Source organism: Burkholderia sp. RF2-non_BP3 (assembly GCF_001522185.1).
GTDB lineage: Bacteria > Pseudomonadota > Gammaproteobacteria > Burkholderiales > Burkholderiaceae > Burkholderia > Burkholderia diffusa.
The window spans coordinates 89,568-115,307 of record NZ_LOSU01000009.1 but is presented as its reverse complement, the minus strand read 5'-3'; the positions used below and the strand labels follow the sequence as shown (position 1 = coordinate 115,307).

Annotated in this window: 24 protein-coding genes; 8 read left to right on the top strand and 16 right to left on the bottom strand. The window is 68.4% G+C overall.

What is annotated here, in order from left to right:
• Nucleotides 1-22: 22 nt before the first annotated feature.
• Nucleotides 23-1,189 carry a hypothetical protein gene (locus tag WS45_RS02660; protein WP_179950348.1) on the bottom strand — a complete coding sequence of 389 codons (1,167 nt, stop codon included), beginning with the start codon at nucleotides 1,187-1,189 and terminating at the stop codon, nucleotides 23-25.
• Nucleotides 1,190-1,477: 288 nt separating this feature from the next.
• On the opposite strand from WS45_RS02660, the gene WS45_RS02655 reads away from it, so the two are divergent.
• The 5 genes from WS45_RS02655 to WS45_RS02640 all read left to right on the top strand — a co-directional run bounded on the left by WS45_RS02655 (nucleotide 1,478) and on the right by WS45_RS02640 (nucleotide 5,507).
• Nucleotides 1,478-1,897: an HIT family protein gene (locus WS45_RS02655; RefSeq protein ID WP_059689320.1), complete on the top strand. Its 420-nt coding sequence runs from the start codon at nucleotides 1,478-1,480 to the stop codon at nucleotides 1,895-1,897.
• A 261-nt stretch (nucleotides 1,898-2,158) separates the two neighbouring features.
• On the top strand, nucleotides 2,159-2,323 hold the full coding sequence (locus WS45_RS35565) for a hypothetical protein (protein WP_175908542.1): 165 nt from the start codon (nucleotides 2,159-2,161) through the stop codon (nucleotides 2,321-2,323).
• A gap of 167 nt (nucleotides 2,324-2,490) precedes the next feature.
• Nucleotides 2,491-3,150, top strand: a complete 660-nt coding sequence (locus WS45_RS02650; RefSeq protein ID WP_059698028.1) for a methyltransferase family protein — start codon at nucleotides 2,491-2,493, stop codon at nucleotides 3,148-3,150.
• A gap of 375 nt (nucleotides 3,151-3,525) precedes the next feature.
• Nucleotides 3,526-3,969, top strand: coding sequence for a hypothetical protein (locus WS45_RS02645; protein WP_059528642.1), 444 nt, complete (start codon nucleotides 3,526-3,528; stop codon nucleotides 3,967-3,969).
• Between the two features lie 701 nt (nucleotides 3,970-4,670).
• Complete coding sequence (locus WS45_RS02640; RefSeq protein ID WP_059698026.1) at nucleotides 4,671-5,507, top strand: bifunctional allantoicase/(S)-ureidoglycine aminohydrolase; 837 nt, start codon at nucleotides 4,671-4,673, stop codon at nucleotides 5,505-5,507.
• Nucleotides 5,508-5,613: 106 nt separating this feature from the next.
• Here the strand turns inward: WS45_RS02640 and WS45_RS02635 are convergent, their stop codons facing one another.
• Nucleotides 5,614-6,414 (bottom strand): aminoglycoside phosphotransferase family protein, encoded by an 801-nt coding sequence (locus tag WS45_RS02635; RefSeq protein ID WP_059698024.1) that lies wholly within the window; start codon nucleotides 6,412-6,414, stop codon nucleotides 5,614-5,616.
• Nucleotides 6,415-6,623: 209 nt separating this feature from the next.
• Here WS45_RS02635 and WS45_RS02630 point away from each other — a divergent pair, with 209 nt between their 5' ends.
• Together WS45_RS02630 and WS45_RS02625 are read left to right on the top strand one after the other, a co-directional pair.
• On the top strand, nucleotides 6,624-8,750 hold the full coding sequence (locus WS45_RS02630; RefSeq protein WP_059698022.1) for a penicillin-binding protein 1A: 2,127 nt from the start codon (nucleotides 6,624-6,626) through the stop codon (nucleotides 8,748-8,750).
• Nucleotides 8,751-8,758: 8 nt separating this feature from the next.
• Nucleotides 8,759-9,370 (top strand): trimeric intracellular cation channel family protein, encoded by a 612-nt coding sequence (locus WS45_RS02625; RefSeq protein WP_059698020.1) that lies wholly within the window; start codon nucleotides 8,759-8,761, stop codon nucleotides 9,368-9,370.
• Nucleotides 9,371-9,406: 36 nt separating this feature from the next.
• On the opposite strand, the gene WS45_RS02620 is transcribed toward WS45_RS02625, so the two are convergent.
• From WS45_RS02620 to WS45_RS02580, 9 genes are all read right to left on the bottom strand, one after another.
• The gene (locus WS45_RS02620; RefSeq protein WP_059698224.1) at nucleotides 9,407-10,237 is read right to left on the bottom strand and encodes a heme ABC transporter ATP-binding protein; all 831 of its coding nucleotides are present in this window, start codon (nucleotides 10,235-10,237) and stop codon (nucleotides 9,407-9,409) included.
• A 17-nt stretch (nucleotides 10,238-10,254) separates the two neighbouring features.
• Entirely contained in the window at nucleotides 10,255-11,343 is a 1,089-nt protein-coding gene (locus WS45_RS02615; protein ID WP_059698018.1) for a FecCD family ABC transporter permease, read from the bottom strand.
• Nucleotides 11,344-11,358: 15 nt separating this feature from the next.
• The gene (locus WS45_RS02610; RefSeq protein WP_059698016.1) at nucleotides 11,359-12,267 is read right to left on the bottom strand and encodes a heme/hemin ABC transporter substrate-binding protein; all 909 of its coding nucleotides are present in this window, start codon (nucleotides 12,265-12,267) and stop codon (nucleotides 11,359-11,361) included.
• Nucleotides 12,264-13,355, bottom strand: coding sequence for a hemin-degrading factor (locus WS45_RS02605; protein WP_059698013.1), 1,092 nt, complete (start codon nucleotides 13,353-13,355; stop codon nucleotides 12,264-12,266). Before WS45_RS02605 ends, WS45_RS02610 begins: the two co-directional genes overlap by 4 nt.
• A 49-nt stretch (nucleotides 13,356-13,404) precedes the next feature.
• Nucleotides 13,405-15,675 (bottom strand): TonB-dependent hemoglobin/transferrin/lactoferrin family receptor, encoded by a 2,271-nt coding sequence (locus tag WS45_RS02600; RefSeq protein WP_059698012.1) that lies wholly within the window; start codon nucleotides 15,673-15,675, stop codon nucleotides 13,405-13,407.
• A gap of 240 nt (nucleotides 15,676-15,915) precedes the next feature.
• Complete coding sequence (locus WS45_RS02595) at nucleotides 15,916-16,143, bottom strand: hypothetical protein (RefSeq protein WP_059528614.1); 228 nt, start codon at nucleotides 16,141-16,143, stop codon at nucleotides 15,916-15,918.
• Between the two features lie 71 nt (nucleotides 16,144-16,214).
• A complete protein-coding gene (locus tag WS45_RS02590; RefSeq protein ID WP_059528611.1) occupies nucleotides 16,215-16,598 on the bottom strand; it encodes a DUF6232 family protein in 384 nt (127 codons plus the stop codon).
• 133 nt (nucleotides 16,599-16,731) lie between these two features.
• Entirely contained in the window at nucleotides 16,732-16,992 is a 261-nt protein-coding gene (locus WS45_RS02585) for a DUF2866 domain-containing protein (protein WP_059528608.1), read from the bottom strand.
• Between the two features lie 221 nt (nucleotides 16,993-17,213).
• Nucleotides 17,214-18,374, bottom strand: a complete 1,161-nt coding sequence (locus tag WS45_RS02580; protein WP_059528606.1) for a porin — start codon at nucleotides 18,372-18,374, stop codon at nucleotides 17,214-17,216.
• 309 nt (nucleotides 18,375-18,683) lie between these two features.
• On the opposite strand from WS45_RS02580, the gene WS45_RS02575 reads away from it, so the two are divergent.
• Complete coding sequence (locus tag WS45_RS02575; protein WP_059689331.1) at nucleotides 18,684-19,490, top strand: MetQ/NlpA family ABC transporter substrate-binding protein; 807 nt, start codon at nucleotides 18,684-18,686, stop codon at nucleotides 19,488-19,490.
• A gap of 132 nt (nucleotides 19,491-19,622) precedes the next feature.
• Here WS45_RS02575 and WS45_RS02570 read toward each other — a convergent pair whose 3' ends face one another.
• The 5 genes from WS45_RS02570 to WS45_RS02550 all read right to left on the bottom strand — a co-directional run bounded on the left by WS45_RS02570 (nucleotide 19,623) and on the right by WS45_RS02550 (nucleotide 25,318).
• Complete coding sequence (locus WS45_RS02570; protein WP_059698010.1) at nucleotides 19,623-20,738, bottom strand: succinylglutamate desuccinylase/aspartoacylase family protein; 1,116 nt, start codon at nucleotides 20,736-20,738, stop codon at nucleotides 19,623-19,625.
• A gap of 258 nt (nucleotides 20,739-20,996) precedes the next feature.
• A complete protein-coding gene (locus WS45_RS02565; RefSeq protein ID WP_059528597.1) occupies nucleotides 20,997-21,779 on the bottom strand; it encodes an ABC transporter substrate-binding protein in 783 nt (260 codons plus the stop codon).
• 225 nt (nucleotides 21,780-22,004) lie between these two features.
• Nucleotides 22,005-22,925 carry a LysR family transcriptional regulator gene (locus WS45_RS02560; RefSeq protein ID WP_059698008.1) on the bottom strand — a complete coding sequence of 307 codons (921 nt, stop codon included), beginning with the start codon at nucleotides 22,923-22,925 and terminating at the stop codon, nucleotides 22,005-22,007.
• Nucleotides 22,926-23,134: 209 nt separating this feature from the next.
• Entirely contained in the window at nucleotides 23,135-23,728 is a 594-nt protein-coding gene (locus WS45_RS02555; RefSeq protein ID WP_059528591.1) for a hypothetical protein, read from the bottom strand.
• Nucleotides 23,729-23,929: 201 nt separating this feature from the next.
• On the bottom strand, nucleotides 23,930-25,318 hold the full coding sequence (locus WS45_RS02550) for an NCS2 family permease (protein ID WP_059528588.1): 1,389 nt from the start codon (nucleotides 25,316-25,318) through the stop codon (nucleotides 23,930-23,932).
• Nucleotides 25,319-25,740 lie beyond the last annotated feature (422 nt).

Below are 25,740 nucleotides of genomic sequence, written 5' to 3'. Positions count from 1 at the left end.
GTCGGCCCGTCCACGCGGTGCGTCATTGCGCGTTGTCGTTGTCCGAACGCAGTGTCCAGATCGTCGCGGTATTCGTGTTGTCGTCGACGGCCGCGAATTCCGGCTGGCCCTTGCTGCCGTGCCCGAACGCGAGGCCGAAGGCCGCTCCCGGCACGGTGTCGACCTGCATCTGCGCGACGAAGTGTCCGGTCACCGTGAATTCGACGATCTCGCTCGGTTGCAGCGGGTCGGGATTGACCGCGTCGCCGTTGGCGGTCACGAGATGGCCGTTCGGCGCGAGCGCCAGTGCGAGCGGGCCGTGCAGGTGCGCCGCGTCGAAGTAGATCATCCGTCCGACGCCGGCGTTGCGATTCGTCGACGCGGCGTTCTGGATCGCGAACACCGCGTTGTCGCCGGTGGACGCGACATACAGCACGTCGATGTTCGGGTCGTACGCGAGGCCGGTCGGGCCGACCACCAGCGCGTTGGGATCGGTCCGGTTCACGTAGCCCGACGCGATGATGCGCGAGCCCGGCAGCATCCTGACGCCGTTGTTGTCGATCGCCAGTTCGATCCGCGCGACCGTCCCGTTCAGCACGTTCGACACGAACGCGGTCACGCGCTGGCCGCGGTCGATCACGGTCATGTCCCACGGTCCGTCGAGCAGCGTACTGCTCGACAGTTGCGTGACGAGGTTGCCTTGCGGACCGATGACGAGCAGCGAGCCCGGGGGCACGACCGTCTTGCCGTCCGGCGCGGGGACGTTGCCGACCAGCACGAAGCCGCTGCGCAGCACCGCGAGCGCGGTCGTCAGGCCGAGATTGCTGCCCTGGAAGAAGGTCGTCGGCGTCTTGCCGGGCGACAGCTTCACGACCGTCGTGCCGGTGCCTTGCGCGTTCGACGCCGCGTTGAAGTTGGACACGACGACGTCGCCCGGTTTGAGCGTGCTCCAGCTCGGCACGCCGGGCGGCACGAAGGCGATGCCGTACGGATTGACGTCGCCGTTGGCGGGCACGGTCGACGCGGTGACCGACGAGACCGGCAGGATGACGTCGTTGCCGCCGGCCCACGCAAATGCCGACGACAACGCGACGAGCCCGGCGCCGCAAGCCGCGCGGCATAGCGTGCGCGCCATCGTGCGACGGGCGTGGGCGAGGAGCGGCGGGTGAATGGCGAGGGCGGGCGAACGACAGGAGGGGAGAGGGTCCATGGCATGACTCCGGTTGGTGATCGCGAGCAGTCATCCCGGCTGCCGGCCCTGCGCAGCTGGCGGATGTCCGGTGCGGATCCGCAGTCTTGCCGTGCGAATCCGCACTCGGAATAAACGAATGGCGACGGCCGGATATTCCATCCGGCGAGCGACATGACGTGCGAGCCGGCGTGCATTGTTCACCGCGATCGCCACACGGCCTGACAAGTTGAAATCCGACCCGCCGTCGGCCGATAATCGTCCGGCATCGTTCCCAGTCAAACTGCAATCGCCAAATCGGAAAACGCCATGTCCTACGACAACAACAACCCGTTCGCCCGGATCCTGCGCGGCGAACTGCCGTGCGTGAAGGTCGCCGAAGACGACGCGACGCTCGCGATCATGGATCTCATGCCGCAGGCCGACGGTCACGTGCTCGTGATCCCGAAGGAGCCGGCCGCGCAGATCTTCGAGCTGTCCGGCGACGCGGCGGCGGCCGGCATCCGCATGACGCAGCGCGTCGCGGCGGCCGTGCGCGCGGCGCTCGGGCCGGACGGCGTGTTCATCGGTCAGTTCAACGGCGCGGCGGCGGGCCAGACGGTCCCGCACGTGCATTTCCACGTGATTCCGCGCTGGGAAGGCGTCGACCTGCGGATGCACGCGCGCGACATCGCCGACGCGGCCACGCTCGAATCGCTCGCCGAGCGCATCCGCGCGCATTTCGTGTAACGCCTGTACGGCTCGTGATTCGGGCGGCGCCAGCGGGCGCGCGCGGCGACGCCGTTCGCGCCTGTTTCAGCGGTCACACCACGTAACACGTGTAACCGCTCGCGAAACTCGTCCTGGCGGCGCCGGCGCTAGACTCCGCGCATTCGCATTGCCGCATCGAGCGACAGGAAGGGCTGGTCGCCTCTTCGTGCCGGCCGTCACGGGTTGCGACGGCGCGGCTTTCACGCGATGCGACGTGTCCTCTTCGCCGGGAATCGAGCCATGTACAAAGTTCTCATCACGTTTGCGCTGATCGGCGGCCTGTCCGGCTGCTATGTCGCGCCGCCTTACGGCTACGCGCCCGCGCCGGTCTATTACGGCTATGCGCCGGCCTATTACGCACCGCCCGTCAGCGTCGGGATCGGCGGCAACTTCCGCATTCGCTGACCGGACGGCGGTCGCGGGCACAGCCCGCGCGCCGATCGAGCGCGTCGTTCGACGCGCCGCCGCCGCTTCTCGCAGGGAAAACGCGCGCGCCGCATGACGGTGCGCGTGCGCATCGCCCGCCCGGGTTCCTATACTTCACAGGAAAGCCCACTCCGGCGAGGCAAGCCATGGCCGTTACGCGCAAGTTCGCAATCGTTGCGAGCGTCTCCACGCTCGTCTATCTCGGGCTTGCCGTGCTCGGCATCGGCGGGTTCGCCGCCTTCTTCTCGCATCCGCCACTGATCGCCATTGCCGTCGCGACGCTCGCGCTTGCCGTCGTCGCGATGTTTACCGAAGGCAACCTGAGCGCCGGCGAACGCGAGAACCGCGACAATCGCTGGGTGCTCGCGGCCTTCGGCGCGAGCGGATTCCTGCTCGCGTATTTGCCGGCGCTGACCGACCGGCTCGACGTGTGGACCTTCGGCAGCGACACGGTGCGCTGGATCGGCGTCGCGCTGTACGTCGCGGGCGGCGTGCTGCGCCTCTGGCCGGTGTTCGTGCTCGGCAAGCGCTTCAGCGGGCTCGTCGCGATCCAGCCGGGCCACACGCTGGTGACGGACGGCATCTACAGCAGGATCCGCAACCCGAGCTATCTCGGCCTGCTCGTCAATGCGGCCGGCTGGGCGTTGGCGTTCCGCTCGGGCGTCGGGCTGCTGCTCGTCGCGTTGACGTTGATTCCGCTCGTCGCGCGGATCCGTTCCGAGGAAGCGTTGCTGCGCACGCAATTCGGCGCCGAATACGACGCGTATTGCGCGCACACCTGGCGGCTGATTCCGGGCGTGTACTGACCCTCGTTCGACCCGAACGACCGGGCGATTCCGTCGGCTCGCGGCATGCCGCCGATGTGTTGCCACGTGTGTCCGAACCCGCGCGACAGGCACGTTCCGCATCGCCGAAAAACGGGGCTTGACCATGGCCGAAGCCCCTGCCGGCGGGCGTTCCCGGCGGTTTCCGGCAAGCTTTTCCGGTCCGCTTTCGGTAAACAACTTGTTACCAGAATGTCGACGGCAAGCAGGCTCGACCGGTGCTATTCTTCGCCGCAAGCTCATTGAAATGAATTGGTCCGGGATTCGGCACAATGCCGGCATCGACGTCGATCGATTCAGATCGTCGTATCGAGCGGACCTTCGATAACCAGATTGCGAACAAGGAAGAATACGGGAATGTGGAAGAAAATCGCCCCCGCTCTCGTCGTCGCCGTGCTGACCGGCGCGACCGCAGTGCCGGCATTGGCCGGTGACATGAACAACGCGCTCGGCGGCGCGCTCGGCGGGGTTGCCGGCGCAGCGGTCGGCGGCGCGGTCGGCGGCAGCACCGGCTCCGTGATCGGTGGCGCGATCGGCGGCGGCGCGGGTGGCGCCGTGACGTCGAACCGTCGCGAGCGCACCGGCGCGATCATCGGCGGCGCACTCGGCGGCGGCGCGGGTACCGCGGCCGGCAACGCGATGGGCGGCCGCACGGGCGGCCTGCTGGGCGCGGCCGTCGGCGGCGGCGCCGGCGCGGCGCTCGGCGGCAACCTGTCGCGCAACTCGTACGATCGCGGCGGCGATTATGGCGATCGCGGCCATCGTCACCGCAAGCATCGTCACCACCGCGACTGGGACTGATCGCCGCGGGCGCGGCACGGTGCGCGGCCTGCGCACCGGCGCGCCCGACGCGTCGGCACCCGATCCGACAGCCGGCCCGGCGGCCTCAGCCGGGCCGCCATCGCCGGCAAGACCGGCGGCCTTCACCCCCTTCGGCAGTTTATGCCCGGCCCCGCTCGACGGGTTGGCGCGCTCTCTCCCGCTTCACCTTTCCCGCTTGTAGACGACATCGCCAGTTGCATCGACATGCAACCGCGCAGGGTCGGCCCTCCCCATTTCGCCATCGCCGATCGACGGGTTGCCGTCCGGTCATCAGGATTTCCCCGAGGCGCCGACGCGTCCGCGTCACGCGTTCACGGGCCATCGCGCGCCACGGCGGGTAGTGGGAAATCGAATGGATGTCATCGCAACATTTAATTGGTCGATCCGGATCGACTTCGCTATCGTCAACGCTGCCCGCGTACGGAATCGAACCGTGCCGTCCCCCGTGCCCCGCCGCATGACCCCGAGTGTCCGCGGCCCGGCCGCCGGACCCGCAAGCATGGGGCGCCCCGCCCGCTGAACCGGGCGGGCCCGTCGCGAAGCCTGGCCGACCGAACGAAGGCGCCCGCGCTTTCAAGCCACCCCGGCAACGATGTCCCGCCGTCGCATGCGTGCCCCACGCGCGTGCCGCGCCTGCCGTTGCGACCCGGGGCCGGACCAACCCATTGCCTGGATGCTTTATGTCTAAGACAACGTATTACGCGCCGCATGGCGGCCACCCGCCGCAGACCGATCTGCTGACCGATCGCGCGATGTTCACCGAGGCGTATGCGGTCATTCCGAAGGGAGTGATGCGCGACATCGTCACGAGCTGGCTGCCGTTCTGGACCCACACGCGCCTGTGGGTGATCGCGCGTCCGCTGTCGGGTTTCGCCGAAACCTTCTCGCAGTACATCGTCGAAGTGAATCCGGGCGGCGGCAGCGACAAGCCCGAGCAGGAAAAGAACGCCGAAGCCGTGCTGTTCGTCGTCGAAGGCGAGGCCGAACTGACGCTGCAGGGCAAGCAGCACACGCTGAAGCCGGGCGGCTACGCGTTCATCCCGCCGGGCGCCGACTGGACGCTGCACAACGTCAGCGATGCCGCCGTGCGTTTCCACTGGATCCGCAAGCACTATCAGGCCGTCGACGGCATTGCGCTGCCGGAAGCGTTCGTGACCAACGAGCAGGACGTCGAGCCGATCCCGATGCCGGGCACCAACGGCGCATGGGTGACGACGCGCTTCGTCGACATGAGCGACATGCGTCACGACATGCACGTGAACATCGTGACGTTCGAGCCGGGCGGCGTGATTCCGTTCGCCGAGACGCACGTGATGGAGCACGGCCTGTACGTGCTCGAAGGCAAGGCCGTGTATCGCCTGAACCAGGACTGGGTCGAGGTGGAAGCGGGCGACTTCATGTGGCTGCGCGCGTTCTGCCCGCAGGCATGCTATTCGGGCGGCCCCGGCCGCTTCCGTTACCTGCTGTACAAGGATGTGAACCGTCACATGAACCTGACGCTGAATCCGGCGCGCTAAGCGTCGCGCACGTCGGACACGAAAACCCGCCGGTGCATGCCGGCGGGTTTTTTATTGATGCCGCCGTGCGATGCAGCGGACGTGGCGGCCGGGCCGTCGTCGCACGCTACGCGTCGAGCGCCGAGGCGGCCAGGCTCGCGACCTGCAGCCGCGTATCGGGCGGCAGGCCGTCCTCGATCAGCCAGACCGCCGACAAGCCGGCCCACGCAAGAATCCACTGCAGCAACCGGCGGCGGTCGAGTTGCGCAGCTTCGGCGACGAGCGCGACGCGCCGCGCGAAGCGGGCGGGATCGACGGCGATGTCGTGCGCGGGATTGCAGAACAGGTTCGCGTAATCGAACGCGCGGTCGCCGCGCAAACCCTTCGGGTCGATCGCCAGCCAGCCGCGATCGCCGAAGTGCAGCACGTTGCCGTGATGGATGTCGCCGTGCAGCACGACGTCGTCGTCGTCGACGGGCGGCGCGGCCAGCAGCCGGCGCGCCGTCGCGGCCGAACGCCGCAGCGTGTCATCGCCGGTGTCATGCGACAGCAGCGCGTGGAACCAGTCGGTCAGCGGTACGACCTCGGGCGCTGCCGGTGCGCGATGCGCGTGCAGCCGCGCGACCGCGCGGCATGCGATCCGGATCGCATCGTCGTCGTGGCCCGCGGCGGACAGGCCGACGAGCGTCGGCGCCGGCTGCGCGCGTTCGAGCAGCACCGCGTCGCTGTCGTGCAGCCACACGCGCGCGGCGCCATCCCCGTTCCACCACGTCATCAGCGCATTGCCGCGGCGCTCTTCGTCGCAGGTCGCGACCTTGAGCATCGCGGGACGCGCGTGCCAGACGACGGGCAGCACGCCGCCGCTCGCGGTCAGGATCGGGCCACCGTCGGGAACGAGGTCCCACAGGCGCAGATACGTGTCGAACATGCAGACGATGGTACAGGCGAACCGGCTCGTGCGCCGCGCGGGTCACCCGGCACGGCTGCCGCGCAACCATTCCTAAATAAAATTTAGCCAGCCAAACTTAGGCTAAAGAGTGTTCCGGTATCCCGGCATCCCTTCGACAATGCGCGCCTTCCGTGACCGACGGGCGCCTGTTGCGCGCCCGCATTCGCCGCATTGAAGAAGGAGCCTGCATGACCGACCACACCGCCAACCCTCCAACGCCACCGGCCCCGCCTCCCGCATCGCCGCGCCGCCGCGCATGGCGCATCTTCGCCGGCGCGCTCTTCGGTCTGACGCTCGCGTGCGCGGGCATCGGCGCATGGACGATCGATCGCATCTGGACGCAGTTGCCATCCGTCGAGCACCTGGCCGTCTACCGGCCCGCGCTGCCGCTGCGGATTTTCTCGCGCGACGGCGAACTGCTGGCCGAGTACGGCGTCGAGCGCCGCGAATTCGTGCCGCTCGAACGCATTCCGCCGCTCATGCGGCACGCGCTGCTCGCGGCCGAGGACGCGAAGTTCTACCAGCACGGCGCGGTCGATATCGGCGGCCTCGCGCGCGCGACGTTCGCGAACGTCGTGACGGGACAGCCTGGGCAGGGCGGCAGCACGATCACGATGCAGGTCGCGCGCAACTTCTACCTGACGCGCGACAAGGTGCTGAGCCGCAAGCTCGCCGAGATCCTGATGGCCATCAAGCTCGAGCGCGAATACAGCAAGGACAAGCTGCTCGAGCTTTACATGAACCAGATCTATCTCGGCGAGCGCGCGTATGGGTTCGCGGCGGCCGCGAACGTGTATTTCGGCAAGCCGCTCGACGCGCTGAGCGCGGGCGAAGCGGCCGTGCTCGCCGGATTGCCGAAGGCGCCGTCCGCGTTCAATCCGGTCGTCAATCCGGCGCGCGCGACCGCGCGGCGCAACTACGTGCTCGGCCGCATGCATGCGCTCGGCGAGCTCGACGAGGCGACCTATCGCGCGGCGGTCGACGCGCCGATCGCGCTGGCGACCACGCCGCCGCCCGGCATCATCGCGGCGCCGTACGTCGCGGAGCGCGCGCGCCGGATGATGGTCGAGCGCTTTCACGACGACGCCTATACGCTCGGCCTCGACGTGACCACGACGATCTCGATGCGCGACCAGCGCGCGGCCGAAGCCGCGCTCCAGCGCACGCTGAGCCGGCAGCCAGGCGCGAAGCGCGATGCGCGCAACGGGCTCGAAGGCGCGCTCGTGTCGCTGGATGCGGCGACGGGCGACATGCTCGCGCTCGTCGGCGGCGCGGATTTCAACCGCAACGTGTTCGACCACGCATTGCAGGCGTATCGCCAGCCGGGTTCGAGCTTCAAGCCGTTCGTCTATTCGGCGGCGCTGGAGAAGGGCTACTTTCCGGGCGTGCTGGTCGACGACACGCAGCGCACGCTGACCCATGAGGAAACCGGCGCGCGGCCGTGGCGCCCACGCAATTTCGGCAACCGCTACGAGGGCTTCATTCCGGTGCGGCGCGGGCTCGTGCGCTCGAAGAACCTGGTCGCGGTCAGCCTGATGCAGGCCACCGACGCGCGCTACGTGCAGCAGCACGCGGTGCATTTCGGCTTCGACGCGCAGCGCAATCCGGCGTCGCTGCCGCTCGCGCTCGGCGCGGGCGCGGTGACGCCGCTCGAACTCGCGAGCGCGTACAGCGTGTTCGCGAACGGCGGGACGCGGATGGAGCCGCGCCTGATCCTGTCGGTGAAGCAGCGTCACGGCGGCGCGATGTACGAGGCGACGACGCCTGAAGGCGCGCGCGTCGTGTCGGCGCGCAACGCGTTCATGATGGACAGCATGCTGCGCGACGTCGTGAAGGCCGGCACCGCGCGTGGCGCGCTCGCCTTGCGCCGCGACGACGCAGCCGGCAAGACGGGCACGTCGAACGGATCGAAGGATGTCTGGTTCGCCGGCTACTCGTCGGGCATCGTCGCGGTCGCGTGGCTCGGCTACGACACGCCGCGCCCGATGGGGCGCGCGACCGGCGCGACGCTCGCGCTGCCGGTCTGGCTCGACTACATGAAGACGGCCGTCGACGGACGCACGCCGGTCGCTGCGACGCCGCCGCAGGACGTCGCGCTCGTCGACGGCGATTTCGTGTACGCCGAATACACGCGCGGCACGTGCACGGCCGACGTGCCGTCGTACATCCGCAGCCGCTTCGCGTGCGGCGGCGCGCCGGCGGCCGAGGCGCCGGATGCTTCGGGCGAGAAGGGCAGGCCCGACGAGCCGATGCCCGCGGCCGTCGATGCGGCCGAGCGCGAACGCGTGCTCGACCTGTTCCGTACCGAAGACTGAGGCGCGCGATGCATACGCTGTATCTGATCGCAATCGTCGCGGAGGCGATGTCGGGCGCGCTGATGGGCATGCGGCGCGGGATGGACCGCTTCGGGCTCGCGCTCGTCGGCGCGGTAACGGCGCTCGGCGGCGGCACGGTGCGCGACGTGCTGCTCGGCCACTATCCGCTCGGCTGGATCGCGCATCCCGAATATCTGGTGATCACGCTCGCCGCGGCGACCGTCGCGTCGTGGGCCGCGCGGCACGTCGCGCGGATGAAGACGCTGTTCGTCACCGTCGACGCGATCGGTCTCGCGGCGTTCACGATCATCGGCTGCGATATCGGCGCGTCGACGGGCAGCGCGCCGATCATCGTCGTGCTGGCCGGCGCGATCACCGGCGTGTGCGGCGGGATGCTGCGCGACCTGCTGTGCAACGAGATGCCGCTGATCCTGCGCGAGGAACTGTATGCGAGCGTCGCGTTCTTCACGGGCACGCTGTACGTCGGGATCCAGCATCTCGGCATCGATGCCGGGTTGGCGTCGATGGTCGCGCTGGCGGCGGGCTTCACGACGCGCATGCTTGCGGTGCGGCTCGGATGGAAAATGCGGACGTTCGGCGTCGCGGACGTCGAGCATTGAGCGAGGCCGCCGCACGGATGCGACGGCACGCGTGCGCTACGCCGGCACCATGACCGGTGGCGACCCGTCACCCGTTTCCACCATCTTCACCGCGAATCCGTAGCACTGCGCGATATGGGCGGGCGTCATCACGTCGCGCGGCGCGCCCTGCGCGACGATCGTGCCGTCCGCGAGCATCGCGATCGTATCCGCGTGCCGCGCGGCGAGGTTCGGATCGTGGACGATCGCGAGCACGCCGAGCCGCCATTCGCGCGCAACGGTGCGCACGGTGTCGAGCAGCCGGTGCTGATGCGCGAGATCGAGCGCGGCGGTCGGTTCGTCGAGCAGCAGGTAGCGCGGGCCGTTTTCCGTTGCGTCGTCGTCCGGCCACAGCTGCGCGAGCACGCGCGCGAACTGCACGCGTGCGAGCTCGCCGCCGGACAGCGTCGTGACGTCGCGGCCGACGAGCGTCTCGGCGCTCGCGCGTTCGAGCGCCTGCCACGCAATGTCGCGATCGCGGTGTGCGATCACGTGCCGCGCGCCGCCGCATCGTGCATGCGGATAGCGGCCGAGCAGCACGATTTCGTCGACGCTGAACGGAAACGCCGGTTGCGCGGCCTGCGGCAGCACGGCGCGCAGGCACGCGAGCCGCGGCGCGTCGATGCGCGCGAGCGGTTCGCCGTTCAGCGTGATGTCGCCGGTTACGCGCACGCCGCTCGGCGCGACGCTGCCGGTCAGTTCGCCCGCCAGGATCTTCAGCAGCGTGCTCTTGCCTGCGCCGTTGCGGCCGAGCAGCGCGGTCACGCGGCCGGGTTCGATCGACAGCGACAGGTTGTGCAGAACGATGCGGTGCCGGCGGGCGACGTCGAGATGTTGGGCGGTCAGCATGATGAGCGAAGGAAGGATCAGCCGCTGAGCGCGCCGCGGCTTTTCCACAGCAGCGCGAGAAAGAACGGCGCGCCGAGCAGCGCGGTGAGCACGCCGAGCGGAATCTCGGCGGGCGCGGCGGCGGTGCGCGCGGCGAGATCGGCGGCGAGCGTCAGCAGCGCGCCGAGCAATGCGGCGCCGGGCAGCACCACGCGCTGGTCGGGGCCGCACGCGAGGCGCACGCAGTGCGGCGCGACGAGGCCGATGAAACCGATGATGCCGGCGCACGACACGAGCGCGCCGACCGCGAGCGCAACCGCGATGAGCACGCGCCGTTTGAGCCGCTGCACCGGCACGCCGAGATGCAACGCCTCGGTCTCGCCGAGCTGCAGTGCATTGAGCGCGTCACGGTCGCGCGCGAGCAGCACGCAGCCGATCGCGACGCACGGCGCGACGGCCGCCAGCGCGGGCCATTGCGCACCGCCGAGGCTGCCGAGGCTCCAGAAGGTCAGCGAGCGCAGTTGCGCGTCGTCGGCGACGAACGTGAGCAACCCGATCGCCGCGCCGACCAGCGCGTTGATCGCGATGCCGGCGAGCAGCAGCAGCGGCAGCGCGAGCCGGCCGCGCGACGCGGCGAGCCGGTAGACGAGCGCCGCGACCGCGAGCGCGCCCGCGAACGCGGCGACGGGCAGCGCGACCGCGCCTGCATGCGCGGCGAACAGCGCGGGGCCGAGCACGATCGTCGTCGTCGCGCCGAGCGCCGCGCCGCTCGACACGCCGACGAGCCCCGGATCGGCGAGCGGGTTGCGGAACAGCGCCTGCATCGCGGCGCCGGCCGCGCCGAAGCCGCCGCCGACCAGCAGCGCAAGCACGACGCGCGGCGCGCGGATGTCGACCAGCACCGCGCGTGCCTGTTGCGCGGCCGGGTCGCCGCTCAGCGCGGCCCAGGCTTCCGCGAACGGAATGCGATACGCGCCCACGCACAGCGCGACGACGGACATGGCGCACACGAGGACGGCAAGCGCGGCCAGCGCGAAGGGCGCGATGCGGCGTGACGCGCCGACGCGCGCGGCGCCGGTGCGCGCTACGTGCGACCGTGCGGGGAAAGGCGAAGCGTGAGCGGGCATCGTGTCGATCCGGAATCAGGCGAGCGCATCCGACAGGCGCCGGTGCAGGGTCGTGACGGCGAGCGGCAGGCGTGGGCCGAAGCCGAGCAGGAACAGCGCATCGAGCGACACGACGCGCCGCGCGCGGCCGGCCGGCGTCGCGCCGAAGCCGGGTGCGGCGAGCAGCGCGTCGCGGCCGCCGACCGCCGCGAGCCCTTCGTCGGAGATCAGCACGACGTCGGGTGCGGCGGCGGCCAGCGCCTCGGTCGTCAGCGGCTTGTAGTGATCGAAGCCCTGCATCGCGTTGCGCGCGCCCGCGTAGCGGAGCATCGCGTCGGCGGCCGTGCGCTGGCCGGCGACGAGCGCCTGGTTGCCCGTATGGTTCAGCACGAACAGCACGCGCGGCGGCTGCGCGCCGCCGGGCACGCGCGCGGCGACCGCGTCGCGGGCGGCCTGCCAGTCGCGATCGAAGCGCCGCAGCAGCGCGGCGCCCGCGTCGCGCACGTCGAGCGCCTGCGCAACGCCGGTGATCTTCGCGCGCACCGAGTCGACGTCATGCCGCTCGTTGAACGTCGTCACCGCGACACCCGCGCTTTTCACTTGCGCGATCGCGGCAGGCGGGCCGGCTTCCGCCGACGCGAGCACGAGATCGGGGCGCAGCGACAGCAGCCCCTCGGCTGACAATGCCCGTTGATAGCCGACCTTCGGCAGGCGTTTCGCGGCGTCCGGGTACGTGCAGGTCGTGTCGGCGCCGACGAGCCGGTAACCGCGCGCGTCGGCGCCGCCGAGCGCGAACGCGGTTTCCGCGAGCGCGCCGCCGATCACGACGACGCGCTTTTGCGCGGCTTGCGGGCGCGCTCGACCGGGCAGCGCGCCCGCGAGCGCACCGGCGACCGCGCTCGCGAGCACGACGCGGCGACGCGGCAGGAACGATCGCGCGCTCACCGTGCATCTCCGCGCGCCGCCGACGGCAGCGTCGCGACGAGCGCGCGCCAGTCGTCGCGTTCGACCTGACCCGGCTTGCGCTCGCCGAACAGCAGCGCGACGTGGTCGCCCTGCCGGTCGAACAGCTCGAGCGACGTGACGATGCCGTCGCTCGTCGGCTTCTTCACGACCCACGCGGCGGCGATCAGGTCCTCGCGCACATGCAGGTTGAAGCCCGGGTCGAGCACGTTGATCCACGCGCCGACCTCGCGCACGTTCGCGACGGGGCCTGTGTGGATCTGGATCATGCCCGCATTGCCGACGAACACCATGATCGGCTGGCCGCTCGACGCGGCCCGTTCGAGCACGTGACGCAGCGCGTGTGCCGCTTCGACCGGATACGCAAATTGCGGATCGGCGAGGCGCAGCGCCTGCATGCGGCTCACGCCGAAGCGCTGCGTGATGCCGAAGAACTGATGCGTGTCGGTCATCGCGTCCCACGCGGCGCGAAAGCCCGCGACGTCGATCTCGGTGTCCGCGCGCTCGGGCGCTTTCGGCGCGGCGGGCGCGACGTCGAGCCCCGGCGCCTGCGACGCCGCGCGCCAGCGTTCGACGAACGCGTCGTACGCCGCGTGATCGCTGTGCGCGCGCAGGTAGACCTTGTGGATCGCATGACCTTGCGCGTCGAAGAACTGCAGGCTCTCGAGCGGACCGTGCGCGGTTTCGTCGCGCACCGCGAATGCCGACGCCCAGTGGCGGTAGAAGATGCGCAGGTCGATGTCGCCGAGCGCGAGGCCGACCGGGCCGTCATGGCTCATCTGCGCATATTCGCCGTCCTTCTCGTGGACGGCCGTGTCGTTGCGCGTGAGCGCCATCACGCGGCCGAGGCGCGGCATTTCCTCGAACATCGCCGGAAAGCGCGCGTCGAGCCGCACGACGTGTTCGCCGACGAACGCGGCGAGCGCCTCGCCTTCGCTGACGCCGAGCGCCTGCGCAACGTCGCGGTTGCGCAGCTGGCGCTCGGTCTTGAGTTTGATGAACGCGTCGCGCAACGCGGCAGGCGCGCGGGCCGGCGTGGCCGGCTGACCGGGAAGGGCGGATTGCATCATGTCGGACTCCTTCAAGTAACGGTTGGGGTGGCAGCGCGGGCGGCGCGCATCAGAAATCGACCTTCATGCTGACCGCGACGGTGCGGCCGGACGACGTGTATGCATCGAGCACCGGCGAATCGGCGGCGATCCCGCGCACGTCCGACCAGTTCCAGTACTTGCGGTCGAACAGGTTGCGGATGCCGATCGTCGCGCTCACGTGCTTGTTGAAGCGGTAGCCGCCGCGCAGGTCGACGACAAACGACGACGGCGGCGAGAAGCACGTCTTGTTCGAACAGTCGGACTTGTCGATGTCCTTGTCGCGTTTCGCGGCCTGGAACAGCAGGTCGGTCTGCACGAACCAGCGTTCGCCGGGTTCGTAGCGCACGCCGAACACCGCCGAGAACGGATTGACCGTGTTCAGCGGCTGGCTCGCCGCGCCGTCGTTCTGCGTCGAGCCCTTCGTGAACGCCATTGCCGTCTTCAGCGTGATGCCGTTCGGCATCGCCCATTCGGCGCGGCCTTCGAGGCCGTGGATGCGCGCGTCGGCGAAGTTCACGTACTGGAATACGAACGGATCGGCCGGGCGGCCGCTGCCGGCGATCGTCGTGCGCGAGATGAAGTTGCGGTAGCGGCCCGTGAACGCGGCCGCGCTGTAGCGCACGATGCCGTAGCCGGTGCCGGCCTTGCCGCGCAGGCCGGCTTCGAACGTGTCGCTCGTCTCGGGCTTCAGGTTCGGATTGCCGATCGACGTGTAGCCGTACACGGGGTTCGAGAAGCTGCTGTTCACCTGGTCGGGCGTCGGCGCGCGGAAGCCGTGCGCGTACTGCACGTACGGAATGACCGCGGGCGCGATCTCGTAGAGCACCGCGACGCGCGGCGACACTTCGTTCGCGCTTGTCGACACCGCGGTGCCGGTGAACAGCGGATCGTTCCGCGTCGGGCTCAGGCGATACGTGTCGAAGCGCAGCCCCGGCGTGACGAGCAGGCGGCCATAGCCGATCCGGTCCTGCACGAACGCGCCGAACAGCGTGTAGTCGGTGTCGGGGAACGCCTTGTTCGGGAACGTCTCGCCGACGCCCGGCACCGTGCCGTCGCGCAGGTTCGTCACGCGCGACACGCTGCCGTCGACGCCATACAGCAGCTTGTGCGCGAACGGGCCGGTCGAGAAGCCGCTTTCGGCGAACGCGGCGCCGCCGAACGTGCGCTCCTTGTACTGGTTGTCGCGGGAACGCGAAGGCTGCCGGCCGCGCGTCTCGAACGCGTACTGGTCCTGCTTCGCGTCCTGGTAGTAAAACTGCGCATGGGCGGTCTGGAACCAGCGGAATGTATCGTCGCGGAAATCGTAGTCGACGCTGAAACGGTTGCGTTCGAGCCGGTCGTGGGTCGTAAGGCCGAGCGTGGCCGGCGGGTTGATCGCGGACAGCACGTCGGTGCTCACGCGGCGCTGCACGGTTTCGGCGATGAACCTGATCGAGTCGCGCGCGGTGGGCGTCAGCACGAGCTTGCCGAGCAGCGATTCCGAATAGACGTCCTGCGGATTCGACGTGGTGCGCAGCGTGCTCGCCGAGTTGTTGCCGCCGCGCGTGTCGACCTCGTGGCCGCGCCGGCCGTCGGCGATGATCATCCCCTGTACGCGTTCGTTGCCGCCCGCGGCCGACACGGTCGCGCCGATGCTGCGGTCGGCTGAGTCGTAGCTCGGCCGGAACGAGAAGTAGGTGGGTTTGCCGTAGATCGACAGCAGGTCGCGCGGATCCTTCGTGATGAAGTTCACCGCGCCGGTCAGCCCGTCGCTGCCGTACAGCGCCGATGCCGGCCCGCGCAGGATCTCGATGCGCTTGAGCATGTCGAGATCGGCGTAGTCGCCGCGGCCGGCTTCGAGCGGGCCGAATGAAAACGCGTTCGGCAGGCGGATGCCGTCTTCCATCAGCAGCACGCGATTGCCTTCGAGGCCGCGGATGTTGATGCTCGAATCGCCGTCGCGGCCGCCGCCGAGCGCGGCGCTGCCGGGGCGGTACGCGGTGCGGCGCACCGTGACGCCCGGCTCGTAGCGCAGCGCATCCTTGATGTTGGTGGCCTGCTGTTCTTCGAGATCGTCGTCGGTGATCACCGACACGGACGCGGCCGTGCGGCTCGCGGCGGTGGCGGTGCGGGTGGCCGTGACGGTGACGGGGTCGAGCAGCGCCGCATCGCCGCGCGTGGACGCGGCGGCGGTCAGGACGGCAGGTGGCGGATTGGCGCCTTGCGGCGGCGAATCGGCATGAGCCGGGGCGGCGGACAGGCCGAACGCGCCGAACAACGCGGCACAGATCGGCCGCCGCGCGAGTGGATGGCAATGCACAGGTGGTCTCCCATTGACGATGACTAGCCCGAAGGCTGGCTGGGTGACGCGTTCACCTGGCTGGCCCGTTCGCGCGCGACTGGCGGCGAACGGCGAATTGAAAGGGAATTGATAATTTCGCCAGTGTAAATGGGAATCATTATCAATACAAGGGCGAAAAGCGGCGCGTGCGGACGCGCGCCGTCGGCGCGGATCGGGCGATCCGCGCGCGGCGAGACATGCGGTGAAAGCAGGCTGGCCCTAGGCCAGCGATTCGATACGAATCAGCAGGTTGCGCGCATGCGCGATGAACGCATCGTGCGTCGCGCGATCGCCGTGGCCTTCGAAGCCGGCCTGTTCGGCGAACGCGAGCTGTTCGGCGTAGAGGTCGACGAGCGCGCTGCGTGTGTCGGGCGGCAGCGCTCGGATCATCGAGACGAGCAGCAGTTCCTGCGCGCGCAGCATGCCGGACAGCGATTGGGCGTTCATGCCGACCTCCTCGAACGACGCGGCGGCGTGCCGCTCATTTCATAGTAGGTGGTCGGCGCGCGCAGCGGAAATCAGCCGGCGGCCGTCGCCGTCCGTGCATCGCGCACGACCTGCGCGACGCGCTCGACGAATTCGGCGTCGACGCTCGACAGCGCTTCGCGCTTGCCGTCGGGCATCTCGACCATCAGGCGGTAGGTGATGTCCTGCGTGGTCCAGGCGAGATAGCCGACGACCGCGAGCATCACGCCGACGACCAGCGCGGCGCTCGATGCGCCGATGCCGCCTGCGACGGCGGTGGCCACGCCGATCAGCGAGATCAGCCAGGGCACGAGGCGATTTTTCGGAATCTTGACGACATCGACGTTGCGGATGTCACGCAGCGGGAAGACCTGCCCGGCGGCCGACAGGCCGTTGCGGGTGACCATCACGCCGCGTTCGTTGAATGCGTTTTCCATCGTGTGTTGCGTGGACGAAAACGCGCAGCGTAGCAGACTTCGTTGCCGCGTCAAACGAGACCGAGTGCCGCACGATGCGTGCGGGCCGGCCGCGATGCGGGCAACGGCGGGTAATGGCGGGTAGCGGGGGGAATCAGAACTGCAGCCGGCCGTCGCCGTACAGGCGGCCCGGCACGTGCGACGCCACGACCTCGGCGATTTCTTCGTCGGTCGATTCGGCCGGCACGATCTGGCGCCGCGCGGGTGCGTCGAGATGCATCGTCCATTCGACGAGCCGGTACGGGCGGCCCCACGGGCGCTGCATTTCGACCGACACGCGGCAGCTCTGGACCGGCAGCGAATGCCGGCGCGTCAGAATCGCGTGCAGATGGCTGAAAACGGTATCTTCGATCATCTTGGGCTCCGATCCTGTCTTGTGGGCAGTTGATGGCGGTGCCGTAGTGGGTCTCAAAAAAAAAGCCGCCGATGCTCAGGCGGCCAACAGGGGGGGTGAGAGCATCCTCTCAGCCCAGAATTAAGCGAAACTTAAAAGCCCATAAAAAAGCGCCCCGCGTGGAGCGGGGCGCTTCTTGCCGTCGTCGTCCGCGACATGCGCGGACGAGTTAATCGGATGCTTTAGAACTTGTGACGGATACCGACGCGAGCGGCCAGCTGGTTCGACGAACCGTTGCCCGACGTGCTGAAGTAGCTCGTGCTCGAACCGATTTGCGCTTGCACGCCGTTGCCCGACGCCTTCTGGTAGACGACCAGGCCGTACACGTCCGTACGCTTGCTGAGCGCGTAGTCGAGGCCCAGGTTGCCCTGGTTCCAGTGCGCCGAGTTGCCGCTTTGCGTGGCGTTCGTGTACGTGTAGCCCGCTGCTGCCGACAGGGCCGGCGTGATCGCGTACTTCACGCCTGCTTCATACGCGTTGTAGAACGTGCCCGACGCGCCAGCCGCGATCGGGGTGAACTGCGTGCGCGTCCAGAGCAGCCATGCCGTTGCCGGGCCGAAGATGTAGCGGCCGCCGACGCCGTACGTGCGCAGGTCGCGGATGTTCGTCAGCGCGATGTTCGCGATCGACGTCGAGAATGCCGGCGTCGACTGGCTCGGGAAGCGGATGTCCGTGTATGCGGCGCCGAGTGCGAACGGGCCGTTCGCGTAGTTCAGGCCGAAGCTGTATGCGCGCGACGAACCGGCCGTCGTCGTGGTGCCCGTCGTCGTCGACGGTGCGCCGGCGAAGTCGGTCGAGTTCGAGAAGCCGTACAACGCGCCGAACGTGAAGCCGGCGTAGTTCGCGCTCTGGAATTTCACCGAGTTGTTGATGCGGCTCGACGTGAGCTGGTCGATGTCGTTCACGTGGTACGCGTAGTTACCCGCGACCGTGTTGCCGCCCGTCGAGTAGTTCGAACCGAGGATGTCGGTCGAGAACGAGTACTGGCGGCCGAACGTGACCGTGCCGTATTGCGACTGGCTCAGGCCGACGTAGGCTTGACGGCCGAAGATCGCGCCGCCCTGGCCGATCGTGCCGTTGCCGCTGTTGAAGCCGTTTTCGAGCACGAAGATCGCCTTCAGGCCGCCACCGAGGTCTTCGGTGCCGCGCAGGCCCCAACGGCTGCCCTGGGCCACGCCGTCGTCGTACTTGAACAGCTTGCCGCTGCCGCCGTTCGCGGTCTTGCTGTGGTTCACGTAGCTGATACCGGCATCGATGACGCCATACAGGGTCACGCTGCTTTGTGCGTGTGCCGCGCCGGCCGTTGCTGCGAGGACGGCGATGGTCAACAGTTTCTTGTTCAAAGGATTCTCCGAGCGAATAAATGGCGTGTCCAGTTGCGGTTCCGGCGCTCTCTCTATGGGCGCTTTCACGGACCGGTCGCAACTTTATCGGCGGGCCACGTAATGAATGTGACAGGCTTTGTCATATGACGAATCTGTGGTGCCGAAGCGACACTGGATTCTGCCCGGTTGTACAGCGGGGAGTTATACCGATTTCGGCTGAGATTCGATCGGGATCCGGAATATGCACATGAAATAAGCTTGGTTGGTGCCGTTCCGGCCCCGTGTCACGATGCGCGCTTCAACAACGACACGGGACAAGAGGACACCATGCGACGTTCGATCCTGACCGGCCTCGGCGCGCTTGCCGCGGCGCTGGCCTTTGCCGCGCCCGGCGCGCACGCCGACTCCCAGACGCTGAAGATCGGCACGATGAGCGGCCCCGACGCGCAGATCTGGACCGAGGTGACGAAAGTCGCCGCACGCGAAGGCCTCGCGATCAAGGTCATCGAATTCAACGACTACGTGCAGCCGAACGCGGCGCTCGACGCGGGCGATCTCGATGCGAACGGTTTCCAGCACCAGCCGTTTCTCGACAGCCAGATCAAGCAGCGCGGCTACCGGATCGTCAACGTCGGGCTGACCTACACGGCGCCGATGGGCTTCTATTCGAAGAAGCTCAAGTCGCTGAAGGATTTGCCGACCGGTGCGAAAGTCGGGATCCAGAACGATCCGTCGAACGGCAACCGCGCGCTGCTGCTGCTGCAGAAATACGGCGTGATCAAGCTGAAGGCGGGCGCCGGCACGAACGGCGTGAACGCGACGCCGCTCGACGTCGCCGAGAATCCGAAGAAGATCAGGATCGTCGAGCTCGATGCCGCGCAACTGCCGCGCGCGCTGCCCGACCTCGACGCCGCGTCGATCAACACCGACTACGCGGTGAAGGCCGGGCTCACGCCGGTGAAGGATGCGATCGCGATCGAGGATCTGCGCGGGCCGTACGCGAACCTGATCGCGGTGCGCGCGCAGGACAAGGACAAGCCGTGGGTGAAGAAGCTCGTCGCGGCCTATGAATCGGACGACGTGCGCAAGTTCATCGACCAGAAGTTCGGCGGTGCGATCGTGCCGGCGTTCTGATCGTCGGCCGATGCCCGGCCGCGTCGCCGGGCATCGCGCCGGACCGGAAAGCAAATCGCCCGCGCAAGCGGGCGATTTCGTTGGCGCGCCGCGATGCGGCGCACGGGCCGGCCGCTCGGGCGGCCCGGGGGCTCAGGCCGACAGCAGCGACCCGGTGCGGATCGGCGTCGCGCCGGCGATCCGCGCGACTTCCATCCCGGCGGTCGCGAAGCGCACAACCTGGCGCGCGTACAGCACGCCGGACACGCTGCTCTTCAGCGTGATCACGCGATCGGTCAGCGGATCGACGATGTCGGCGACGTCCTGGCCGGCTTCGATCCACGCGCCGACCGGCGTGCGGAACACGATCACGCCCGACACCGGCGCGACGAGCGGATCGGTGCCCGCGAGCGGCGTGGCCGGATGCGCGAGCGGCGGCAGCGGCGCCGGCGTGCCGTCGATGACGCCGCGCTCGGTCAGGTATTCGACGATCGCTTGCGAATCTTTCTCCGCGAACTCGTACGACACGTCGCGCTCGCTGCGCAGTTCGACGGTGACGGAAATCGCGCCGTTCGGGATCGGGAAGCGATCGCCGAACCGGCCGCGCAGATCGGACCAGCAGAAGCTGTGGATCTCGTCGAACGGATTGCCGACCGAATTCAGCGCGAGCAGCGACGCCTGCGCGTCCAGATAGCGCGCCAGCGGCTCGACGTCTTCCCACAGATCGGGGTTCGTATACAGATGCATCACCGCGTCGTTGTCGCAATGCAGGTCGAGCACGATGTCGGCGTCGAACGACAGTTTCTGCAGCGCGAGGCGCTGCGATTCGAGCTCGGTGCGCGGCTTCTGTTCGTCGAGCGCCTCGCGCATCGCGGCGCGTACCGCGGCGAGGTTGCGCTGCGCGTCGTTCGTCAGCCGGCCTTCGATGCGCGGCATCACGAGCGCCGCGAGATCGTGGAAATTGCGGTTGAAGTTCTGCATCGAGCCGAGCTCGAAGCGGCCGAGGTGATCGCCGAACACGTGCTGCGACAGGCCGATCGGGTTCGGAACGGGGACGATGACCACCTCGCCGCGCAGCTTGCCGGCCGTCTCGAGCGCGGCGATCTTGCGGCGCAGCAGCGCGGCGACCAGCATGCCGGGCAGTTCGTCCGCGTGCAGCGACGACTGGATGTAGACCTTCTTCGCGCCGCGCGGGCCGTAGTGGAAGCTCGTGATCTGGCGTTCGGTGCCGACGGCGGGGGAAATCAGCGGATGGGTCTGCGTTTGCATGATGAGGGAAGGGCGGCGCAGCCGCGAGTGATCCGGTATGCGTGGAAGATCGATTGTACGTTGCCTTCCGCGAACCTATCAAACCGCGTACACGGCAAGTCGATTTCCTTTACGAATCATCGGGTTGTTGCGTAAAAAATAACGTCGCCACGGCCCTTCGCTCATGCGTGCCTCGCGGTCTTTCGGCGCGCGCGGGCAAAAAAAACGGGCTCCTTCCGGAGCCCGTCTGCGCGGATGCGAAGTGCGCGTTGCGCGGTGTTACTTGCCGTACACGTCGAAATCGAAGTACTTCTTCGCGATCTTGTCGTACGTGCCGTCCTTGCGCATGCCGGCGATCGCGCCGTCGATCTTCGCCTTCAGGTCGGTGTCTTCCTTGCGCAGGCCGATACCGGCGCCGTTGCCGAGCGTCTTCGGATCGTCGATGTCCTTGCCGGCGAAATCGAAGCTCGCGCCGCGCGGCGTCTTCAGGAAGCCGATTTCAGCCTGCACCGCGTCCTGCAGCGCGCCGTCCAGACGGCCGGAGATCAGGTCCGCGTAGACCTGGTCCTGGTTCTGGTAAGGCACGACGTTCACGCCCTTCGGGGCCCAGTACGTCTTCGCGTAGGTTTCCTGAATCGTGCCCTGCTCGACGCCGACCGACTTGCCCTTCAGCGATTCGGCCGTCGGCATCAGGCCGGCGCCCTTCTTCGCGACGAGGCGCGTCGGCGTGTTGAACAGCTTCGACGAGAACGCGATCTGTTCCTGGCGCGCCGGCGTCATCGACATCGACGACAGGACGCCGTCGAACTTGCGTGCCTTCAGCGCCGGGATCATCCCGTCGAAGTCGTTTTCGATCCACACGCACTTCGCGTTCATGCGGCGGCAGATTTCGTTGCCGAGGTCGACGTCGAAGCCGACCACCTTGCCGTCGGCGCCTTTCGATTCGAAAGGCGGGTAGCTTGCATCGACGCCGAAGCGCACGGTCGTCCAGTCCTTCGCGTATGCAGTGCCGGCCGATACGGCGAGCAGGGCTACGGTCACAGCCGCAAGAATCTTTTTCACTCGGTGACTCCTCGTTTTGTTCGATGGGTGCGCGGTTGTGCCGCGCCGTAAGCCTTCGGTCCGGCGCGGCTTCGCGTCGGACTGTCCGTTTCGCTGCCCGATGCGGGCGCGCGACGTGCGCAAGATTATCAAGACAAAATACCGGCAGGGCGCCTAGGACATGCCCCGATACCGGACCCGACGGCCGCGCATGCTGCGCGCGACCGTTTCAGACGAAGGAACGATTCAACCGAGCGTTTCGTTGACCGCGCGCTGCAGACAGGCGACGAATTGCGACACGGCCGGCGTCGGCAGCAGGTCGCGGCGCGCGATGATCGACAGGTCGAAGCGCGGCATGCTTTCGTCGAGGTCGGCCGTGCGAACCCCGAGCGGCGCCACCACCGCGGCCAGCGGGCGCGTGAAGCAGCCGATCACGTCGGAGCGCGCGACGAGCCCGAGCGTCACCGCGAACGACATCGGCGAGCGCAGCAGGCGCTTCGGCAGCGGCAGCCCGCGCGCCTCGAACATGCCGACCATCACGCTGTGCGGGAATTGCTCGGCCCCGACCGTGACGATCCATTCGGCGTCGAGCAATTCCTCTAACCGGCGCGCGTGCGCGAGCGGGTGGCCTTCGCGCATCACGACGGTGAACTCGGTCGACAGCAGCGGCACCTGCGTGAGATCGCGGTCGAGCGCGGGCACATGGTGCATCGCAGCGATGTCGAGCGTGCCGTTGCGCAATTGCGCGAGCGCGTCCGGCACCGTCACTTCCTCCAGATGCAGGCTCACGTTCGGCATCGACCGGCGGAAGGCGGTGACCGCGTGCGGCAGCGCGGTCAGCGCGATCGACGGCATCGTGCCGACCGCGACCCGTCCGGACATTTCCCCTTTCACCTGCTCGACGGCCTCGACGGTGCGGCGCATGTCGCCGAGCAGCTGCTCGGCGCGCGGCAGCAGCGCATGGCCGCACGCGGTCAGCTCGACGCCGCGCACGCTGCGCGCGAGCAGTTCCGCGTTCAGCGCCGTTTCCAGCTCGCGGATCGTATGCGTGATCGCGGGCTGCGTGACGCCGAGTTCGCGCGCGGCGGCGCGCAGGCTCTTGTGATGCGCGGCGGAGACGAACGCCTGGAGCTGCGCGATGTTCAGGTGGTTTCGGATGCGGGTCATCGATCGGTTCGGATCTGGCGGCGGGCGGGGGCGCCGGCGCGAAGATCGATAGGGTAGCGCGCCGCGACGGCGAACGCCGGGCGGAACAAAAACCGCAAGGCGCGGCGCGGCGATCAGGATCGCAGATGACGGTGCATGCGGTGCGTGACGTTGCCGAGATGCGCCGCGCGACGACACACCGCGTGAAGTTTTCGTGGCGGCCCGGTGTGTCAGGCAAGCGCCAGTTCGACGGCCGCGAGCGTGCGGCGGCGGATCCAGCCGCTCGCGAGCCGGATCGCGAGCCAGTACGGCAGAAACAGCAGGCGCGTGCGCGTGCTCGGACAGTGCACGAAGGTTTCGGTGCGCAGCAGGCGCGTGCCGGACGACAGTCCGACGACCTCGAACCGCAGCACCAGCTTCGCGTCGCGCGGATCGTCGTGCCGGACGAAGGCCGCGGCGTCGTCGATCGTCCGCACGTCGGGCGTCGGGCGCCAGAAGCGTCCGATGAGCCCCAGCGACAGCGACGTGTCGTCGCGATGCAGCAGCGTGAACGTATCGAAGCCAAAGCGTTCGCGTGCGGCTTCGGCGGGGCGGTTGCCCAGTGCACGCGCGATGGCCGCCGGCGATTCGCGCACGGCAAGCAGCGCGTCGATGACCGGATCGGCGCGCATGTCGAGCGCGGCCACGGCGTCGATGATGCGCGACGGCGGCGCGTCGATCGGCCGCGATTCATGAACTTCGACGAAGCCGAACGACGGGATGAACGGCGGCTTGCTCGCCGCGGTCCGCGTGTCTGATTCAGAGACGATGCCGAACGGATTCATGGTCGTTCCGGAGGACAAAATGTGATCCTAGCACCGCGTTCGGACTCGCGGTGCGCCGCGCCGCCACGCCGGCCGCACCGACAAAAAAGGCCCGGAAACATGCGTTTCCAGGCCGGAGGCCATCGACGACGATGGTGGAGGAGACGGTGTCGTCCCGATGCGCGCCGTGCTTCTGCCGGCGACGTCGCGCACGATGCGCGGTCAGATCGCCCAGCCGCCGAGATAGAACGTGACGAGCACGGCCGCGATGAGCACGGTGCCGACGTTGAGCTTGCGGAATTCGCCGCTGGCGATGCGGCCGATCACGAGCGTCGAGAAGCCGAGCATGATGCCGGTCACGATGTTCGCGGTCAGCACGATGAACACCGCGCACACGAGGCCCGACATCGCATCGACCATGTCGTCCATGTGCAGCTTGCTCACGCTGCCGAGCATCAGCAGGCCGACGTACATCAGCGCCGGGGCCGTCGCGTACGACGGCACGAGGCCCGCGAGCGGCGAGAAGAACATCACGACCAGGAACAGCACGCCGACCACCGCGGCCGCGAGGCCCGTCTTCGCACCGGCGGCCACGCCGACGCTGGACTCGATGTACGCCGCGGCCGGTGCACCGCCGAGGAAGCCGGAGAAGATCGAGCTGATCGAATCGGCGGTCAGCGCGCGGCCGCCGTTGATGATGCGGCCGTTCTCGTCGAGCTGGCCCGCCTGGCCCGCGACCGCGCGGATCGTGCCGGTCGCGTCGAACACGGCGGTCATCACGAGCGCGAGCACGCTCGGCAGCACGGCCATCGACAGCGCGCCCTTGATGTCCATCGCGCCGATCAGCGATGCGTGGCCCGGTGCGCTCAGCGACGGCAGCGCGAAGATGCCGCGATACTTCACGGCCGGATCGAACACGAGGCCGATCAGCGAGATCGCGACCACGACGAGCAGGATGCCGCCGGGCACGCGACGCTTTTCGAGCCCGAAGATCGCGGCCAGGCCGACGACCGACATGATGACCGGGAACGCGGTGATCTGGCCGAGCGAGACCGGCAGGCCGGCGCCCGGATTCTTGATCACGAGGCCGACGTCGTTCGACGCGATCAGCAGCAGGAACAGGCCGATGCCGATCCCGGTGCCGTGCGCGACGCCCGCGGGCAGGTTGCGCAGGATCCACGAACGCACGCCGGTGACCGAGATGCCCGTGAACACGAGGCCCATCAGGAATACGGCGCCGAGCGCGACGCTCGGATGCAGGCCCTTGCCGAGCACGAGGCCGAACGCGGTGAACGCCGTCAGCGAGATCGCGCAGCCGATCGCGATCGGCAGCTTCGCCCACAGGCCCATCAGCAGCGAACCGAAGGCGGTGGTGAGGCAGACCGCGACGAATACCGCGCTCGTGTCGAAGCCGGCCTTGCCGAACATGCCGGGCACGACGAACACGGAATAGACCATCGCGAGGAAAGTGGTCACGCCCGCGACGATTTCGCGACGCTGCGTGCTGCCGCGCGACGAAATGCCGAAGTACCGGTCGATGACTCCCTTGGTGCCGAAGTCCGTTTCTTCCGCGCCGACGCCGACCGTCGGCTGCACCGGGGTATCACTCATGAGCTTGCTCCTTTATCAGCATGCTGAAACGGCCTGTGGCAGGCCGTCGTCAGGGTGTCTCGTATCTGGTTGAAATTATCGGCAGCGTCGTGGGGACGCATCACGCGTGCTTCGTGTCGTCGTCCGCGCGTGTGCCGCGTCGTACGACGCGTGGCGTGGTCGACCCCGTCACGTGTGCTTTGCCGTAGCGAAGGTTAGGCGAACGGCCCATCACGTCCCATTGGGGGAAGAGCATGCAGCGCATGTCGCAGCGCTTATATCGGCGTGCAACGGGGCTTCGTCGTCGCGGAACGCGTGTATACGCCTAGTTCGAATCCGTTAAGGCGATTATTTGAACGCCGGGGCGGCGGGCAGGGCGGGGGCGGGTGAGGCATCGGGGATTACGAATGTCTTTCATCGAGGCCGAGCAGGTGCGTGAATGC

What these genes read in the sequence shown, in the direction of transcription:
- WS45_RS02570 (WP_059698010.1), bottom strand. Translation starts at nt 20,738, where the DNA reads ATGCAAACGCAGACCCATCCGCTGATTTCCCCCGCCGTCGGCACCGAA.
- WS45_RS02640 (WP_059698026.1), top strand. Translation starts at nt 4,671, where the DNA reads ATGTCTAAGACAACGTATTACGCGCCGCATGGCGGCCACCCGCCGCAG.
- WS45_RS02645 (WP_059528642.1), top strand. Translation starts at nt 3,526, where the DNA reads ATGTGGAAGAAAATCGCCCCCGCTCTCGTCGTCGCCGTGCTGACCGGC.
- WS45_RS02560 (WP_059698008.1), bottom strand. Translation starts at nt 22,925, where the DNA reads ATGACCCGCATCCGAAACCACCTGAACATCGCGCAGCTCCAGGCGTTC.
- WS45_RS02615 (WP_059698018.1), bottom strand. Translation starts at nt 11,343, where the DNA reads ATGCCCGCTCACGCTTCGCCTTTCCCCGCACGGTCGCACGTAGCGCGC.
- WS45_RS02585 (WP_059528608.1), bottom strand. Translation starts at nt 16,992, where the DNA reads ATGATCGAAGATACCGTTTTCAGCCATCTGCACGCGATTCTGACGCGC.
- WS45_RS02635 (WP_059698024.1), bottom strand. Translation starts at nt 6,414, where the DNA reads ATGTTCGACACGTATCTGCGCCTGTGGGACCTCGTTCCCGACGGTGGC.
- WS45_RS02595 (WP_059528614.1), bottom strand. Translation starts at nt 16,143, where the DNA reads ATGAACGCCCAATCGCTGTCCGGCATGCTGCGCGCGCAGGAACTGCTG.
- WS45_RS35565 (WP_175908542.1), top strand. Translation starts at nt 2,159, where the DNA reads ATGTACAAAGTTCTCATCACGTTTGCGCTGATCGGCGGCCTGTCCGGC.
- WS45_RS02625 (WP_059698020.1), top strand. Translation starts at nt 8,759, where the DNA reads ATGCATACGCTGTATCTGATCGCAATCGTCGCGGAGGCGATGTCGGGC.
- WS45_RS02655 (WP_059689320.1), top strand. Translation starts at nt 1,478, where the DNA reads ATGTCCTACGACAACAACAACCCGTTCGCCCGGATCCTGCGCGGCGAA.
- WS45_RS02660 (WP_179950348.1), bottom strand. Translation starts at nt 1,189, where the DNA reads ATGGACCCTCTCCCCTCCTGTCGTTCGCCCGCCCTCGCCATTCACCCG.
- WS45_RS02555 (WP_059528591.1), bottom strand. Translation starts at nt 23,728, where the DNA reads ATGAATCCGTTCGGCATCGTCTCTGAATCAGACACGCGGACCGCGGCG.
- WS45_RS02605 (WP_059698013.1), bottom strand. Translation starts at nt 13,355, where the DNA reads ATGATGCAATCCGCCCTTCCCGGTCAGCCGGCCACGCCGGCCCGCGCG.
- WS45_RS02620 (WP_059698224.1), bottom strand. Translation starts at nt 10,237, where the DNA reads ATGCTGACCGCCCAACATCTCGACGTCGCCCGCCGGCACCGCATCGTT.
- WS45_RS02630 (WP_059698022.1), top strand. Translation starts at nt 6,624, where the DNA reads ATGACCGACCACACCGCCAACCCTCCAACGCCACCGGCCCCGCCTCCC.
- WS45_RS02575 (WP_059689331.1), top strand. Translation starts at nt 18,684, where the DNA reads ATGCGACGTTCGATCCTGACCGGCCTCGGCGCGCTTGCCGCGGCGCTG.
- WS45_RS02590 (WP_059528611.1), bottom strand. Translation starts at nt 16,598, where the DNA reads ATGGAAAACGCATTCAACGAACGCGGCGTGATGGTCACCCGCAACGGC.
- WS45_RS02650 (WP_059698028.1), top strand. Translation starts at nt 2,491, where the DNA reads ATGGCCGTTACGCGCAAGTTCGCAATCGTTGCGAGCGTCTCCACGCTC.
- WS45_RS02550 (WP_059528588.1), bottom strand. Translation starts at nt 25,318, where the DNA reads ATGAGTGATACCCCGGTGCAGCCGACGGTCGGCGTCGGCGCGGAAGAA.